8 protein-coding genes are annotated in these 16,284 nt (G+C 25.3%); 2 read left to right on the forward strand and 6 right to left on the reverse strand.

What is annotated here, in order from left to right; translation table 11 throughout:
- Window positions 1-83: 83 nt before the first annotated feature.
- Entirely contained in the window at window positions 84-3,350 is a 3,267-nt protein-coding gene (locus ACA134_RS06570) for a hypothetical protein (RefSeq protein WP_409199625.1), read from the reverse strand.
- 218 nt (window positions 3,351-3,568) lie between these two features.
- Window positions 3,569-6,418, reverse strand: coding sequence for a hypothetical protein (locus ACA134_RS06575; RefSeq protein ID WP_409199626.1), 2,850 nt, complete (start codon window positions 6,416-6,418; stop codon window positions 3,569-3,571).
- A 300-nt stretch (window positions 6,419-6,718) separates the two neighbouring features.
- Here ACA134_RS06575 and ACA134_RS06580 point away from each other — a divergent pair, with 300 nt between their 5' ends.
- Both ACA134_RS06580 and ACA134_RS06585 read left to right on the forward strand, forming a co-directional pair.
- On the forward strand, window positions 6,719-8,086 hold the full coding sequence (locus ACA134_RS06580) for an MATE family efflux transporter (protein WP_409199627.1): 1,368 nt from the start codon (window positions 6,719-6,721) through the stop codon (window positions 8,084-8,086).
- A gap of 42 nt (window positions 8,087-8,128) precedes the next feature.
- Window positions 8,129-9,490: an MATE family efflux transporter gene (locus ACA134_RS06585; protein ID WP_409199628.1), complete on the forward strand. Its 1,362-nt coding sequence runs from the start codon at window positions 8,129-8,131 to the stop codon at window positions 9,488-9,490.
- Window positions 9,491-9,502: 12 nt separating this feature from the next.
- Here ACA134_RS06585 and ACA134_RS06590 read toward each other — a convergent pair whose 3' ends face one another.
- The 4 genes from ACA134_RS06590 to hemB form a co-directional block, all read right to left on the reverse strand.
- The gene (locus ACA134_RS06590; RefSeq protein ID WP_409199629.1) at window positions 9,503-13,267 is read right to left on the reverse strand and encodes a beta strand repeat-containing protein; all 3,765 of its coding nucleotides are present in this window, start codon (window positions 13,265-13,267) and stop codon (window positions 9,503-9,505) included.
- A gap of 170 nt (window positions 13,268-13,437) precedes the next feature.
- Window positions 13,438-14,385 (reverse strand): arsenic resistance protein, encoded by a 948-nt coding sequence (locus ACA134_RS06595; protein WP_409199630.1) that lies wholly within the window; start codon window positions 14,383-14,385, stop codon window positions 13,438-13,440.
- A gap of 6 nt (window positions 14,386-14,391) precedes the next feature.
- Window positions 14,392-15,285, reverse strand: coding sequence for a triphosphoribosyl-dephospho-CoA synthase (locus ACA134_RS06600; RefSeq protein WP_409199631.1), 894 nt, complete (start codon window positions 15,283-15,285; stop codon window positions 14,392-14,394).
- Between the two features lie 9 nt (window positions 15,286-15,294).
- Window positions 15,295-16,284, reverse strand: coding sequence for a porphobilinogen synthase (gene hemB / locus ACA134_RS06605; protein ID WP_409199632.1), 990 nt, complete (start codon window positions 16,282-16,284; stop codon window positions 15,295-15,297).

Here is a 16,284-nt window from a genome sequence, read left to right on the forward strand (position 1 = left end):
ATTAATTTTATAATAAAATTGTTAGGAATTAAAAAAAAAACATTATTTATTATTTAAAAAAAGAAAAAAAATGTGGAATAATATTATTCCACAACATTAATTATGTTTGAGGTTGAGTAACCTTTCCATGTAGCAGTTGCAATGTAGCTACCAACATTTAAATTAATGTTTAATTTAGCTACACCATCATCCCCACTAATACGATAATACATTACACCATTGATATTAATAGTGACATTAGCACCAATAGCTGGATTACCTACTTCATCAAAAGCAGCAACTTCGTATTGATCAAGAATACCGAAAGTTTTATTAAGGTTTTCACCAACAAGAATAGGTAAAACAGTAACTAAATTACTGAAAGACTGATTATTAACAGGATTATAAACAGTAATAACATACTCATCAGGGTCTAAATTAATGTTTAACTTAACAGTACCATTTTCATTAGTCTCACGAATATACATAACACCATTAATATTCATACTAACATTAGTATTAGCTAAAACACTACCATCAGCATTATAAAGAGTAGCATAATATTGAGTATCGTTTTTATACATTTTAGTAACATTTTCACCTTCAATAGTAGACTTAACAGTGATTAAATTACTGAAAGACTGATTAGTAACAGGATTATCAACAGTAATAACATACTCATTAGGGTCTAAATTAATGTTTAACATAACTGTACCATTTTCATTAGTTGTACGAGTATACATAACACCATTAATATTCATAGTAACATTAGTATTAGCTAAAGCTTTACCAGTACCATCAACTAAAGTAGCATAATACTGAGTACCATTACGATAGAACTTAGTGACATCTTCACCACTAATAGTAGATTTAACTTCAACATGACTTTCATATGAAGCATCAGAATAATTACCAGTAGCATTAAAAATAGTTAAAACACTATAATTACCAGCTTCAAGATTAATAGATAAAACAGCATGACCAGTAGCATTAGTAACTTTAGTATAATTTCTACCATTAATAAAGAAAGTAACATTCATACCAGATAAAGGTTCACCTTTCAAATTAGTTAAATAAGCAATTAACTGGGAACCATTACGATAATACTTAACCAAATCAGCAACAACAAGAACAGACTTCAAATCATCTTTAACAACTAAAGTACCATTATAAGTAACAGGATAGAAATCACCACCACCCACATAAGAAACAGTCACATTATAAGTACCTGGAGCTAAATTAGGTAAATTAATAACACCAGTACCATTAGTCATATTAACCAAATAATTAGTACCATTAACAACAACAGTCACATTACCAGTAGCATTAGCATCCATAGTAACAGTCACAGTACTATTCTCATCAGAAGAAATAGGAGACTCAATATTAACACCTAAATCAGGATTACCAACATCCAAAACACCATAATCAATAGTTAAATTATTACAATACTCACTATCACCAGAAACAACAAAAACACCTAAATCAGTAACATTGTATTCATAATAATAAACACCTTCAATGCTAGTTTTATTAGTTGAAAAATTATTTCCATCAATAGTAAAAGTGAAATTAGCATACTTGAAATAAAATTCACCTTTATCTGAATCATATTCGGCTGTTGCAAAAACAATTATATTACCATTATCATCAGTTAAATAAGCAGTTAAATTAATTACATCGCCAATTTTAGCATCTATTGTTTTATTATCCAATATTGTTAAAAAAGTAGGAGAAGTAATATTATTAATAGAATAATCTACATCAACAATAACAATAGGTGGGACATTAGTATTCATTATATTATTTTCTAAATATATATTGCCTATTGTAGTTAAAACAGGTATATCTTCAGATTCAAAAAGTGAATTTTTTAATAATAAATAACCATTAGCACAATCTTGCATAATTATAGCTTGTAAATTATTATATAAATTGTTAATAAATTCTGAATTATCAATGGTTAAATTACCATAAGATTCGACAATACCTGACACATTATTGTTATCAAACTTTGAATCAATAATAAATGCGTTATTAGATGTACCAATTATCATAAATGCAATATTATCATTAAAATCTGAACTGACAATAGTAAAATTACCATTAGGCGCATCAGATGCAATTACATAACTTACATTATTATTAACAAATTCAGAATCAACAACAGTTAAATTGCCTTGTGAATTGATTATTACTTCAACATCCTCATTTTTAAAAGAACTATTAAAAATTAAAAGATCACCATTATTATAAACACTATCTGAAGCGAAATTATTAGAAAATTCTACTTCATCCATATCTACATATGAATCACGAATAGTTATAATTTCAGAAGCTTCACCAAATAATCTTCCACTAACATTATTATTAGTAAAAACACTTTTAGAAATTGTTATATTTGAAAATCCAAAATGAATAATATTTTCTACAGCAGTATTATTTATAAAATTAGATTCTATAATATCTACATTAGCCAAACCTGCATTAATAACTGAAGCAACTTCTCCACTATTATTTATAAAATTACTTTTAGATATAGTTCCATTTGAGTCTAAAATACAAATAGCTGCTCCACCTCTAGCAGAATTATCTTCAAAGTCAGTTTCTTCAATAGAAAAAGTTGATCCAGCAAAATAAATTGCTCCACCTTGAGCTTCATCATTTGATGTAACTTTATTTCCTTTAAAAGTAGATTTTGTTATGGTAAAATTACTTAAAAAAGTATTAATAACTCCAGAATTTTTTCCTATATTATTAATAAAATTAGAAGAATCAATATTAAATTCGCTTTCTTTAGCAACTATAGCTCCAAACCAATTTAATCCCATATTGTCTGTAAAATTACTATTTTTAATATCAACATATGATTCAGTAACATACAATACAGAAGAAGGGAAAACACCACTTACAGAACTGTCTCCAGTATTATTTATAAATTCACAATTTTCTATTGTTAAATTAGAATCTATTGCAGCAATAGGAGCAAGTAAATCAACATTGAAACCATTTTGTAATGTTATATTAATTAAAATTAAGTTTCCATTTTCAATATTGAAAAATGCAGCAGTATTATTTCCATCAATTATACCATTTTGAATAGTGACAGTTTTATTAATATTAATTCCATTTATAAAATTAGTATCATTTTCACCGTATAAAACAGTATTTCCATTTAAATCAACAACATCTTTAGTAGCTATTGATTCGTTTAATTTTGTATAGCTGTCTATTTCATCAGCCATAATATCATAATTATTATTATCATCAATTATTAAATCATTGTTTTCATCTGCTAAATCATTAGCTGATACTGCAGAAATTGACAAAAACAATAACATTAACAATATGACAATGTTTTTAATCTTCATATAAATCATATTCCTCCAAAAATATTTTATACACCCCTAAAAGACATGCATATTATTAAATTTTACACTTATTAACATTTAAAATTTTATACTTAAATCTGAATATTTAATAAAATAATTAATTTTATAATAAACGAACTATTAGAAATAATAAAAACAATGTTTATAAAATTAAATATTTAAATTATTTAAAAAAAAGAAAAGAATGTGGAATAATATTATTCCACAACATTAACTATGTTTGAAGTTGAGTAACCTTTCCATGTAGCAGTTGCAATGTAACTACCAACATTTAAATTAATGTTTAATTTAGCTACACCATCATCACCACTAATACGATAATACATTACACCATTAATATTAATAGTGACATTAGCGCCAATAGCAGGGTTACCTACTTCATCAAAAGCAGCAACTTCGTATTGATCAGGAGTACCAAAAGTTTTATTAAGGTTTTCACCAACAAGAATAGGTAAAACTTTTATAATATTACTGAATGATTGATTGTTAACAGGATTATAAACAGTAATAACATACTCATCAGGATCCAAATTAATGTTTAACTTAACAGTACCATTCTCATTAGTCTCACGAATATACATAACACCATTAATATTCATACTAACATTAGTATTAGCTAAAACACTACCATCAGCATTATAAAGAGTAGCATAATACTGAGTATCATTTTTATACATTTTAGTAACATTTTCACCTTCAATAGAAGACAAAACAGTAACTAAATTACTGAAAGACTGATTATTAACAGGATTATAAACAGTAATAACATACTCATCAGGATCCAAATTAATGTTTAACCTAACAGTACCATTCTCATTAGTCTCACGAGTATATAAAACACCATTAATATTCATAGTAACATTAGTATTAGCTAAAACACTACCATTACCATAATAAAGAGTAGCATAATACTGAGTATCATTTTTATACATTTTAGTAACATTTTCACCTTCAATAGTGGATTCAACTTCAATATAGCTATCACAAGAAGCATTAGAATAATTAGCAGAACCATCAAAAACAGTGAAAACATAATAAGAACCAGGATCCAAATTAATATTCATAGAAGCATGACCAGTAGCATTAGTAGTTTTAGTATAATTTCTACCATTAATAAAGAAAGTAACATTCATACCAACTAAAGGCTCACCTTTCAAATTAGTTAAATAAGCAATCAACTGAGAACCATTACGATAATACATAACCAAATCATCAACAGAAAGAACAGACCTTAAAACATCATTAACAACCAAAGTATCATTATAAGTAACAGGATAGAAATCACCATCACCAACATAAGAAACAGTCACATTATAAGAACCAGGAGCCAAATTAGGCAAATTAACAACACCAATTCCACCAGACATATTAACCAAATAAGTAGTACCATTAACAACAACAGTCACATTACCAGTAGCATTAACATCTAATTCAATAACAACAGTACTATTCTCATCAGAACAAACAGGAGAATCAATAATCACACTAAAATTAGGATTACCAACATCCAAAACACCATTATAAACAGTTAAATTATTACAATATTCATTATCACCAGAAACAACAAAAATACCTAAATCAGTAACATTGTATTCATAATAATAAACACCTTCAATGCTAGTTTTATTAGTTGAAAAATTATTTCCATCAATAGTAAAGGTAAAATTATTAAAATTCATTTCATTATCTGAGAAAACAATAATGTTACCATTATCATCAGTTAAGTAAGCAGTTAAATTAATGATATCTCCAATTTTAGCATAAATAGTACTATTATCCAAAATTGTTAAATATGTTTGAGATGAAACAAAATTATTCTCACCTACACGTATAATAATAATTGCTGGACAATCATTTACATTAATCATATTATTTTCTAAATAGATATTTCCTGCAATGTATAAAGCAGGTCCAATATCTGAATTAATTAATAAGTTTGTTAAATTTAATGAATTGTTTCCAGGACTATAAGAAGCAATAGTATAAGCAAGTTTAGATCTGTTTTTATTATTATCAAATTCTGAATCAATAATAGTTAAATTTCCTAAGTTATTATAAACAACAACATTTGCTACATTATTATCAAAATTAGAATCTAATACTGATAAATTACCTTCATTGTTAGAAATAATAGTAGAAAATTCTGCAGAATTATTTATAAAATCACTATCTAATATATTAAGATTTCCCCAGGTATTAACTATAATAGAACCAAATTCAAGATGAGTAGAATTACCAAAATTGTTTTCTAAAGTACAATTAGTTATATCCATATTTCCCATGTAATTAATTATAATATTACCTTCAACAAAATTTTCAATAAATACAACATCAGAAATAGTATAATTTCCATCAGAATTTGAAATTATATTATAGATTGCATCATTATTATAAAAACTGCTTGATTTAATAGTAAATAATGATCCATGAGATACAATAACTGTATGAGCAACATTACCAATAAAATTAGTATTATCAATAATATAAGTAGAATCCATATCATATATTATTGTTGCAGATTCATTAGCCAAATTATCAATAAATTTAACATCATTCATTTCCACAGTAGAATTAGATGTATATAATAATGCCATATCTTCATAATAATTATCAGTAAAATCTGTTGCGTCAAATGTGATATTAGAATCAACTGCAGATATTAAAGCATTATTAATTCCACTGAAACCATTTTGTAATGTTATATTAATTAAAATTAAGTTTCCATTTTCAACATTAAAAAATGCAGCAGTATTATTTCCATCAATTATACCATTTTGAATTGTAACAGTTTTATTAATATTAATACCATTTATAAAATTAGTATCGTTTTCACCGTATAAAACAGTGTTACCATTTAAATCAACAACATCATTTGTAGCTATTGACTCGTTTAATTTTGTATAGCTATCTATTTCATCAGCCATAACATCATAATTATTATCATCTATTATTAAATCATTGTTTTCATCTGCTAATTCATTAGCTGATACCGCAGAAATTGACAAAAACAATAACATTAACAATACGACAATGTTTTTAATCTTCATATAAATCATATTCCTCCAAAATATTTTTATACACCTCTAAAAGACATGCATATTATTAAATTTTAATTTAATTACATTTAAAATATTATGTTTAATTTTGAATATTTCTCAAAATAATTAATTTTTAAATAAACGAACAATCAATAATAATAGGAACAACTATTATAAAATAGCAATAAAAAAAATTATTTAAAAAAAGCCTATAAAATTTTACAGACTCAATAAAATGAAAAACTTAAAGATAATCGCCAGATATTTATAAAAAAAATTTAATACAAATAGAAAATAAATATTATTATAATGGTTGCAGAAAATAAAAAAACAGAAGGTGTTGAAACTCTACTTGGAGATCCTAAAAAAGCGGTTTTTAAATTAGCTATTCCAATGATAATAGCTATGATTATAAACTCACTTTATACTTTGATTGATTCTATTTGGGTTGCAGGATTAGGAGATTGTGCACTTGCAGCAGTTGGTTTTGTAAATCCATTATATATGATAGTATTTGGTTTTTCAAATGGCCTTGGTGCTGGTGCAACTTCTGTTGTTTCTAGATATATCGGTTCAGAAAATAAAAAAGAAGCAGATAATGCATCTTTACATGTAATTTTATTAATAGCTGTTTTTTCTTTAATTTTTACAGTACTATTACTTATTTTTTTAAAACCTGTTTTACTTTTAATGGATGTTGGTGAAGCATTAGATCTTTCAATGAGTTATGGAACAATTTTATTTTCTGGAACTTTCTTTATTATTTTCTCATCTGCAGCATACGGCCTATTTAGAGCTGAAGGAAATGTTAAAAAAACAACTTATGCTATGCTTTTTGGAGCTATTTTAAATATTATTCTTGATCCTATTTTTATTTATGTTTTAGATTTAGGAGTTGAAGGAGCAGCAATAGCTTCTATTTTATCATTTGCAGCTATTTCTCTTTTATTGTTTTATTGGTTTAAATCAGATACTTATCTTAGTTTTAATCTTAAAGATTTTACATATAAAAATAGAATAATTAAAGAAATCTTAAATATTAGTTTACCGAGTGGTTCTGAGTTTATCTTCATGGCAATTTTATCTGCATCATTAAATATAATTTTAATGACTGTTTCTGGTGTAAATGGAGTAGCTACATATAATGGAGGATGGAAAGTTGTTTCTCTTGTAATGGTTCCAACTATAGCTATAGGCAATACTGTTGTTGCAATAGCTGGGGCGAATTATGGAGCTAATAAATATGAAAATTTAGAAATAATTCAAAATTATGCAATAAAATTTTCTTTTATAATCTCAGCTATATCAGCTGTATTTGTTTTTATATTTGCTCCTGAGATAAGTTATTTATTTTCATATTCTCAAAGTTCTGCTGATTTAAGTAATTCTATTACAGAGTTTTTAAGAATTACATGTTTATATTATTTAGTTATTCCATTTGGTTTTCCTTCAATATCCATTTTTAGAGGAATTGGAAAAGGATTAAACTCACTTATTATAGCCTTTTTAAGAGCATTAATTTTCCAAGTTATATTTGCATATCTTTTAGCTATAGTTTTAGGCTTTGGAAAAACTGGTGTTTGGTATGGAATTGCAATGGGTAGTGCTTTAGGTGGTTTTATATCTCTTATTTGGTCAAAAATGACAATTAATGATTTAATTAAAAGAAAAAGCTAATATTTAGAAAATTATAAATTATATTAAATAATATTATTTTATATGAATACAAGCCCAGGTGTTAAATTATTGCTTGGAGAACCTAAAAAAGCTATTTTAGAAATATCCAAAATTGCAATAATAGCTATGTTCATTAGTTCATTGTATAGTGTTGTAGATCTTATTTGGGCTAGTGGAATCTCTGAAACTGCACTTACATCAATTGGATTTGTAAACCCTATTTATTTAGGAGTAATAGCTATTGCAAATGGTTTTAGTTATGGTGCAAGTACTATTATTTCAAAATATATTGGTTTAAAAGATAAAAACAATGTAAATAACTCTTCAATTCATATATTGATTATAATTATTATATTATCTATTTTTTTAACAGTATTTCTAAATTACTTTTTAAAAGATTTGATTTTGATTACAGGAGGAGAATCTGTTTTAGAAAGTTCTTTAAGTTATGGAAATATATTATTTTCTGGAACAATTTTAATTGTTTTTGTAAATACTACTTTAGGAATTTTTAGAGGAGAAGCAAATTCCAAAAAAGCTATTATAGGATTAGCAATTGGACTTATCTTAAATATAATTTTAGATCCACTATTTATTTACATTTTTAACTTAGGAATAAATGGATCAGCTATTGCAACACTTATTTCATTAATTTTTGTTTCAGTTTATTATATTTATTTACTTTTAAAAAATAGCTATATAGACTTTAATTTAAGATATTTTAAACTAAAAAAAGATATTTTAAATGATATTTTAAAAATCTCACTACCTACATCTTTAGAAAATTTATTTATCCCAATTTTATATGGTTTTTTAAATTATATATTAATTTTAATTATGAGTCAAGATGGAGTAGCTATATTTAATGTTGGTTGGCAAATATTAGCATTTATTATGAGTCCAATATTTGCTATAGGAATGAGTATGGTCTCATTAATAGCTGTTAATTATAGTAAAAGAAATTTTAAAAACATTTTATTAGTTAAAAATTATGTACTGAAAATATCTATAATTATAGCAATTGCTTTATCTATTTTAATTTTTATATTATCTCCATATATAGGAGATTTATTTGTTTATAGCTCCCAAGCAGCACAAATTAGTGATGATATAAGTTATTTTCTAAAAGTTACATGTATTTATTATGTATTTTTGCCCTTTGGAATTTCTGCATCATATACTTTAAAAGGACTTGGACATGGTTTTTCATCATTAATTGTAAGCTTTTTTAATACAGTAGTCTGTCAAGGACTAGCTATTTTAATTCTAGTATTTTTATTTAATTTTGATGAAAAAGGTATTTGGTATGGAATTATTATTGGAAACTCAATTGGATCAATAATTAGTTTTACTTTATCTAATTATTATATTAATAAGTTATATTTAAAAAAAGAAAAAAAATAAGGAAAGTATTCCTTAAATTACATTTACTATATTTGAAGTTGAAAATCCTTTCCAAGTAGCTGTTGCAATATAAGCACCTGGATCTAAATTAATGTTTAATTTAGCTATTCCATCATCATTTGAAATCCTATAATACATAACCCCATTAATATTAATACTAATATTTGCACCAATAGCTGGTTGACCTACATCATCAAAGACTTTAATATCATATGAAGCATTAGTATCAAATGTTTTATTAAGGTTTTCACCTTTTAAAATAGGTAAAACATTTATAAGATTACTCCATGTCTGATTATTATCAGGATGATAAACAGTAATAATATACTCATCAGGATCTAAATTAATATTTAATCTAACAGTACCATTTTCATTAGTATCACGATAATACATTACACCATTAATATTCATTCTAACAGTACGATTAGCTAAAACACTACCATCATCATTATATAAATTAGCATAATATTGAGTACCATTTTGGAACATCTTAGTAATATCACTACCATTAATAGTGGAATAAACAGTGATTTCATTACTGAAAGTCTGATTATTAACTGGATTAGTAACAGTAACTGCATAAATACCTGGATCTAAATTAATAGATAATTTAACTGTACCATTTTCATTAGTCTCACGAACATAAATAACTCCATTAATGTTTAAAGAAACATTAGTATTTGCTAAAGCATTACCATTAAGATCAATTAAATCAGCAAAATATTGAGTGTCATTTTTAAACATTTTATCAACATTATTACCTTCAACAGTAGATATAACCTTAATATTACTATTAGAAGAAGCATTAGAATAATTATTAAAACCATCAAAGATTGTTAAAACATCATAATTACCTGGATCAAGATTAATATTCATAGAAGCATAACCAGAAGCATTGGTATCCCTAGTATAATTTTTACCATTAATAATAAAAGTAACATTCATACCCACTAAAGGATTACCTTCATCATCAGTTAAATATGCAATTAATTTATCCATACCTTTATAATATTTAGTTAAATTATTAACAGAAAGAATTATATCTTTTTTAACCTCATTTACATCAAAGTGAGCATTTGACATTGTGAAACTATATTTATTATCCCCATAAAAGATAGCATTAACATAATAAGTTCCGATATTTAATTTTGGTAAAATTAAACTAGCTATACCATTATTTATTGCAACATTATAAACAATACCATTAACAATTATACTGACATTACCTGTAACATCATCTTTAGAAAAGCTAACATTAATTGTTGCATTTTCATTTTTAAAAACATCTTGAGTAGAAAGATTCATTGTAATTTCTGAAACAGCAACTGTAAATACAGTAGTATTAATAGCACTATTATAATTGTTATCTCCTAAATATTGAGCAGATACAACATATCTACCGAAGCTTAAGTAAGGTAAGATAGAACTAGCCATACCATTAACTAATGTGATATTAAATTTTTCCCCAGTACTAAGAATTTGGACAGTCACGATACCTGTTGCATCAGATTCAAACATTGTGATGTTAATAATACCATCTTCAATAGTTGAAAAGTCTAAAACATCTATATTTAATCCAATATCTATACTATTAACATTGAAAGTTTTATTATCCTTTAAATTTGTGTAATTCTGATTTCCATTAAAAATTACATCAACAGTATGAATCCCTCCAGGCAATTTATCTAATACAACGCTACCTTTACCATTAGTTATAGCAATATTATAAGTTTTATTATTAACAATAGCATTTATTATTGCGTTTAAACCATCATAATAGCTATTTGTTAAGTTAACATAAAGTGTAGTATTTTCACCATAATTTACATCAGCTATTTCAATATCAAAATAACTTTCTGCTCGATAAACAGTGAAATTATATATTTTAGTTGATTTTTCAGTTATAGAATCTCCAACATAGGTTATATTAATAGTATAATTATCTGCAGCAATATCATATAATGTAATATAATCCCAACCATAATAAGAGTCATCAGATATTATTTCATTGTTTGAATTTTTAATTATAACTCTAATATCTTCTGGATATGTATAAGGATCAATATTTAAATAAAACCAATCCATATCTCCATAAGTTACATTATAAACATCAATATTAAAATCAAGAGTTTGTTTATTCATGACTAAAGTTCCATTTTTAACAGTGACATTAGTTCCACCAGAATAATCTCCGGTAAATATATGTGTTCCAATTACTATAAAATCTGGTGGATTACGATATAATCCATTATCATTACTGTATAGATAAATTTCGCCCAAATCCTCATTATTTACTATAATATGTGAAGTTGAGATTGTATTATTATTATCATCAGTTAAAGTAGCATATATATAAGGATTATCATCAGAATAGGTTATTGTATCATTATCAAGTATTGTTAAAATAACTTCACTAACAATAGTACCATAATAATTATAAATTTTCTCATAGCTACTAGTCATTGTATTATTTTTTAAAAATAAAACTCCTCCTTGATTATTATATATTAAATAACCATCTCCAGATGAACTGAGAATACTATTATTAATAATAATATTATTTGCACTATTAAAATTATAATTGTTATAAATCACAGTTCCTTGACTTGCAGTATTATTAGTAGCAGCCATATTATCAATATTAGCAATTCCTCCTCTATTAAAAATGACTCCTCCTAAATCCGCTGAATTTAGTATGAATTCGCCACCAAACATATTAACAGTATTTTTATTAATATTTATCACGCCACCAGTTTCCCCATTGTTTTTAGTGAAAGTTCCATCATATAAATTAACAATACCTGAATTATATATTACTCCACCATCAGTTGCAGAATTATTTTCAAATATACCATTGTAAATATTAGTTGTACCGCTATTTGAAATAACTCCGCCAGAATAAGTTAAAGTATTATTTATAAAGTTTCCATCATAAATATTAAGAATACCTGAAAAAGAAATTACACCACCAGTATTTGCTCTGTTGTTTATGAAATCTCCACCATAAATATTAACAATACCAGAACCAGAAATTACACCACCAGTTTGTGTTGCATAATTATTTGTGAATTTTCCACCTTTGATAGTAATGTTACCTGTATTACGTATTATAGCTCCCCAATTAGAATTATGATCTTTAAATAATCCATCAATTATAGTCAAATTACCCTTATTATATATTGCTCCTCCTTCATCACAATTATTGCTTATAAATTCGACATTATTAATTATAATATTTCCTTTTTCATTATATAATGCCCCACCAGATGTTGCAGTATTATCAGTGAATTTCCCTCCATTTATATTGAGATTACCTACATTATATATTGCACCACCAGCACCAATATAATATTGACTTTGAGCAAGATTACCACTGAAAACATTATCTATTAATGTAGTATTATTTCCAGAATTATAAATTGCGCCACCCATACCATTAACATATCCTAATTTAAGAATAATCCCATTTATAAAATTAAGATTTTTAATTGTAACATTATCTCCAGTGATACTAAAAATTCTTGCTTTATTATCACCATTAATAGTGTAATTATTTCCATCTATTACAAAATTATCTTTATTTATAATAACTCCCTCTTTTAATGTATTATCATTCGATTCTGAATATGTATAATTTTGATTTATAATTATACCTTCATTAGCATTTGTTATTTGATTTTGTAATGATGTGAAATTACCTTCTGCAGAAACTAAACTAACAGAAAAAACCAACATTATAAAAAACAACAATGCTATTTTAAAAACATCCCTTTTCATATAAAATACCTCCTTTAAAACTACAATTAAAAATTTTGAATTTTATTCTTATTAAACATTTTTATTTTAAATAAATAATCTAGAAAAAAGATTATTTCAATATAAACGAATAATTGGATAACTATAATATGAATATTGTTTTAAGTTAAATTAATATTAATTTAAAACAATTAATAAGGCCTTTTAATTTTCAATAATCCTTTAGAAATTATATATAATACCGGAAGTTCAATTAAAGGCCCTATTACAAGTGCAATAATTATAAGTTCTCTATGAGGAAATGAATTTATAGCTATAGCTAGAGCTAATGGAGAATTACGTGCAAGTGTAGTTAAAGTTAAGCTAGCATATTCATCATAGCTAAAACTTACTTTCTTAGATACAATATAATCTAAAATAAATATTACTATAAAAAATATAATAAGCGGAATAAATATTAGAAAAATAGATGAAACATTTTCAAATAACACATTTGCTTCACTTGAAAAGATTATAAAAATAGCTAGTGATAAGAAAATTACTTGAGATTTAGAAAAAAATGAGTCAATTTTATTTTTAATACTTATTTTATTTTTAAATAAAAATTTAATTATAATAGATAATAAAAATGGTAAAATAATAAGTATAAATAGACTAAATCCTAAATCACTTAAATTAATTGTATTAGAACTTGAGAAGAATAAAATTAAATATATAGGAAGCAAAATAACTTGTAAAATTAAGTTTATTGGTAATATTGATAAGCTTAAAGATAAATTTCCTTTAGCTATTTTTGTAAATAAAAGATACCAATCAGTACATGGTGTTAAAATAAGCATTACAAAGCCTATCCAAATATCTAAATGATTATATAAAAATATTGATCCTAAAAAGTACCCAAAAATTGGAGTAAAAATAAAATTAATTAAAATACTTGTTTTTGTAAATTTAAAGTTTTTAAAACCATTTTTTAAGTCATTTAATGGTATTTCTAGAAAAACTCCTAAAAGCATTAAAAATAAAAAGAAATTGATTAAAATAGAACTATTATCACTTATAAAAGCAATATTTGAAAATAATAACCCTAAAATAATACTTGAAAATATTAAAATTGGTTCTATTTTTTCAATACATTCCATAAAAATCTATTTTTCAAATTCATCTTTTAAATAACTAAGCATTATAGATGCAGCAGTCAAATCAGCAGTTGTTCCAGGATTATATTTTTTTTCAAATAAATAATTATCAAAATCTTTAATATTTTTATTAAATAAATCATCTGAGCTATTTAAAACTTCTAATGCCATAGCTGAAACCTTCTCTGATATTTCATTTCCATATTTTCTAGAAATTAAAGTATCTGGAATTTCAGATAAGATAGTTAAAAATGTAGCTAAAGTAGAATTATTTAATGAACTTTCACTTTTTAACTTATGAAAAGTCTTAAAACCAATATTAAACGTAGCTTCCATTTCATGTGTAAGCTCATAAGCTAACTTATCCCAAGAAGATGATATTTCAAGTACATCAAACATTGTTTGATTATTCTTTTTAAGTTCATTAATTGCATCAGAGCTATTTACATCAAATTCATTTTGAGAACCCATTCCTCCAGCATCAGCAATATTAATAGCTTGATATAAATTAATTGCATCATCTAATGTTGTAGCATTTAAAATATCACCAATATTTTTTTGTAGATCATTAAAATTAGAACTGATTGCAGCTGAAGCTGAAATTGGAACTAACATCATAATTATTCCAAGATTAGTGTTATTTTGAACCCATTTATCAGTTTCTAAAACTCCATCTAAGATATATTTACCAATATTTATTTTAGATAAATTATCTTTGTTTTTTCTTGCATTAGATGCAACTGATTTTATAGTTTCTCCAATAGCTATTCCACTTATTAAAAAATCTTCAAAAACCATATCATGAAAATCTCTATTTCTATGAACATTTCCTGGTTTTGGATGACCGCTGACTTCTAAAGCTGATGCTATTTGAGCTATTTGAGCTATTTTAAAAGCTTCCATTAAATCACCTTAAATTTTATCAATAATTTTAGATGCAAAATTTGTAATAATTAAATCAGCTCCTGCTCTTTTAATTGAAAGTAAACTTTCAAAAATTGCATCTTCTGTTAAATATCCACTAGCTATAGCTGCCATTATCATAGAATATTCTCCGCTAACATTATATGCAACAAGAGGTAAGTTAAAATTATAATCAACTAGCTTTATAATATCTAAAAATGCTAAAGCTGGTTTAACCATTAAAAAATCTGCTCCCTCTATAATATCTGCTTCACATTCACGAAGAGCTTCTTTAGTATTAGCTGGATCCATTTGATAAGATTTTCTGTTTCCATCTCCTGGACTAGAACATGCTGCATCTCTAAAAGGTTCATAAAAAGCAGATGCATATTTTACAGAGTATGACATTATTGAAACATCCTTAAAGTTATTATCATCTAAAACATCTCTTATAACACCAACTCTTCCATCCATCATATCAGATGGTGCTACAATATCAACACCAGCTTCTGCATGAGATAATGCCATTTGAGCTAAATAATCTAATGATTCATCATTTAAAACTTCAATATTATCATCATATTCTGTATTTTCATTAATAATACCACAATGCCCATGAGAAGTGTATTGACAAAGACACACATCACTAATTACAACTAAATTTGTTTCTTCTTTTAATTTTTTAATAGCTTTTTGGACAATTCCATCTTTTAATCTTGAAGGTGAAGCTATTTCGTCTTTTAAAGATGAACTTGGAATACCAAAAACAATAATAGATTTTAAACCTTTACTTTCTAGTTTTTTTGCAAATTCAACACCTGCATCAAGAGAATATCTATACTCATCAGGCATGCTCATGATTTCTTCTCTATCTTCTTTTAAATCTTCTTTGAAAAAAATTGGATAAATTAAATCTTCTTTATTTAATTTTGTTTCTTTGACAATTTCTCTTATTTTAGAGTTTTTTCTAAGTCTTCTAAGTCTTGTAGTTGGAAACAT

The sequence above is a fragment of the Methanobrevibacter sp. DSM 116169 genome (genome assembly GCF_046197865.1).
Lineage (GTDB): Archaea > Methanobacteriota > Methanobacteria > Methanobacteriales > Methanobacteriaceae > JAHKLT01.

Excerpts from the sequence above, each read along its gene's own strand:
- ACA134_RS06570 (WP_409199625.1), bottom strand. The coding sequence starts at position 3,350 with ATGAAGATTAAAAACATTGTCATATTGTTAATGTTATTGTTTTTGTCA.
- ACA134_RS06575 (WP_409199626.1), bottom strand. The coding sequence starts at position 6,418 with ATGAAGATTAAAAACATTGTCGTATTGTTAATGTTATTGTTTTTGTCA.
- ACA134_RS06580 (WP_409199627.1), top strand. The coding sequence starts at position 6,719 with ATGGTTGCAGAAAATAAAAAAACAGAAGGTGTTGAAACTCTACTTGGA.
- ACA134_RS06585 (WP_409199628.1), top strand. The coding sequence starts at position 8,129 with ATGAATACAAGCCCAGGTGTTAAATTATTGCTTGGAGAACCTAAAAAA.
- ACA134_RS06590 (WP_409199629.1), bottom strand. The coding sequence starts at position 13,267 with ATGAAAAGGGATGTTTTTAAAATAGCATTGTTGTTTTTTATAATGTTG.
- ACA134_RS06595 (WP_409199630.1), bottom strand. The coding sequence starts at position 14,385 with ATGGAATGTATTGAAAAAATAGAACCAATTTTAATATTTTCAAGTATT.
- ACA134_RS06600 (WP_409199631.1), bottom strand. The coding sequence starts at position 15,285 with ATGGAAGCTTTTAAAATAGCTCAAATAGCTCAAATAGCATCAGCTTTA.
- hemB (WP_409199632.1), bottom strand. The coding sequence starts at position 16,284 with ATGTTTCCAACTACAAGACTTAGAAGACTTAGAAAAAACTCTAAAATA.